3 protein-coding genes are annotated in these 1,920 nt (G+C 63.1%); all 3 read right to left on the reverse strand.

What is annotated here, in order from left to right; translation table 11 throughout:
- A partial coding sequence (locus EN984_RS32790; RefSeq protein WP_245480170.1) for an SDR family NAD(P)-dependent oxidoreductase occupies nt 1-561 on the reverse strand: 561 nt, incomplete at its 3' end.
- Nucleotides 558-1,472, reverse strand: coding sequence for an NAD(P)-dependent oxidoreductase (locus tag EN984_RS32795; protein ID WP_127269011.1), 915 nt, complete (start codon nt 1,470-1,472; stop codon nt 558-560). The genes EN984_RS32790 and EN984_RS32795, both read right to left, overlap by 4 nt.
- A partial coding sequence (locus tag EN984_RS32800) for an NAD-binding protein (protein WP_206517538.1) occupies nt 1,462-1,920 on the reverse strand: 459 nt, incomplete at its 5' end. The genes EN984_RS32800 and EN984_RS32795, both read right to left, overlap by 11 nt.

The raw sequence follows: 1,920 nt of genomic DNA on the forward strand, positions 1-1,920 counted from the left end.
GATATTGTGCTGCGCCAGTTCGCGCGCCATCGATTTGGTGAGGCTGTGGATGCCGCCCTTGGCTGCGGAATAATGCGGCCCGCCGAAAATGCCACCGCCGATCTGGGCCGCGATCGAGCCGATCGAAACGATCGCGCCGGTCCGTCGGTCGATCATCGAAGGCACGCTAGCCTGGGCCATGTTCAGGCTGCCCCGCAGGCTGGAATCGATGACCAGATCGAAATTCTCCTGGGTGATATCCATCAGCCGGTCGGGTTGGCTGATGCCGGCATTGTTGATCAGGATGTCGACATGTCCGAAGCGGGCCATGACGTCACCAACCGCCTTGCGGCAAAAAGCTGGATCCCGGACGTCGCAGACGACGCCGATGTGTTCGGGGCCGATGTCGCGCGCTGCATTCATGGCGGCTTCTTCGTCGAGGTCGAAGATTGCCACACGGCATCCCTGCGCGGCAAACCGCCGGGCCGTGGCCTTGCCAATGCCGCGCGGCGACGCCGCGCCTGTAATGATGGCGGTCTTGTCCTTCAGCATCACGGCGTAGTCCTCCCCATGTTCATTCATTCGGCAGCCTCGGCCGCGTCTTCGATTTCCACGCCCGCCCAACCCTCGATGAGGGCCGCGATGCGCGAGCAATCGGCATCGGCCATGCCTTGCGTCATGGCGAACTGCCAGAACTGGCGAACGTTGGCGCCGAGCCACATCGGCACGCCCATGCGCTCCGCTTCCTGCATGCAGAGCGTCACGTCCTTGTGCATCAGCTCGGTGCGAAAATTCTGGTCGTAGCGGCGTGTCACCACATGCTTTGGATAGGCGATCTCCGACACCCAGGACCGGCCGGAGCCGGCATTGATGATCCGGAACAGATCCTCGGGCTCGATGCCGCCCTTTTCGGCGAACGCCAGCGCCTCGCCGACGATCACCATGTTGGTTGCGGTGAGAAGATTATTGGCGAGCTTGAGGATCTGTGCCTTGCCCACTTCGGGGCCGAGATGAACAAAGGTCTTGGCAAATGTCGCCAGGAAAGGCCGTGCCCGTTCCAAGGTGTGCTCCGACCCCGAAGCCATGACCGCCAGCGTCTCGTTGCGGACGCCTATCGGTCCTCCGCTGACAGGCGCATCCAGCACCGATACGCCGCGCCCCGCCATCGCATCGCCGACCTTGCGCGCCATTGTCGGGCCGGTGGTCGAGAGGTCGATATAGTGCTTGATGCGTTTGCCATGGATAAGGCCTGCCTCGCCCAGCGCGACGGCCTCGACGATCGGCGCGTTTGGCAGGCTGACGAAGACCGTCTCGACCGCATTGGCGACCGCGGCGGCGCTGTCTTGCCGCTTTGCTCCCTGCGCGACAAGCACGTCGACGGCCGCAGCGTTGGTATCGAAGATGTGGACGTCGAGCTGGGCTGCTAGAGCCTTGCTGACCATGGGCATGCCCATTGCACCGAGACCGACGAATCCGTAAGAATTACTGGGCACGCGCGCTCTCCCCGATCGCTGTAAGATGTGACGGCGCGCCTTCGTAGAGGCGATAGATGCCGGTGCCGTCGATGTCGCCGTGGCCGGCGGTGATAAGCAGACGAAAGAGCTGGGCGGCTTGGCCGGACATTGGGGTTGCCGTGCCCGAACTACGGGCGAGCTCCTGCACCATGTCGAGGTCTTTCAGCAGCTGACGCGCATAGGCCCGCGGCGCGAAATCATGTGCGGCGATACGTGGATAGAGCTGTTGCATCAGAACGCCGTCGGCATGGCCGTATTTCACGCATTCGGGCAGCAGCGCAGCATCCATTCCTGCCGCTTCAGCGAGGCGCACGGCTTCGGCCAGAACAGCATAATTCGTGCCGACCACGAGCTGCGCGATCATCTTGGCAACCGAACCCATGCCTGTCTGTCCGACATGGGTGAACTGCCGGCCGACGTCCTGGAT

This window comes from Mesorhizobium sp. M7A.F.Ca.CA.004.12.1.1, assembly GCF_003997835.1.
Classification (GTDB): Bacteria; Pseudomonadota; Alphaproteobacteria; order Rhizobiales; family Rhizobiaceae; genus Mesorhizobium.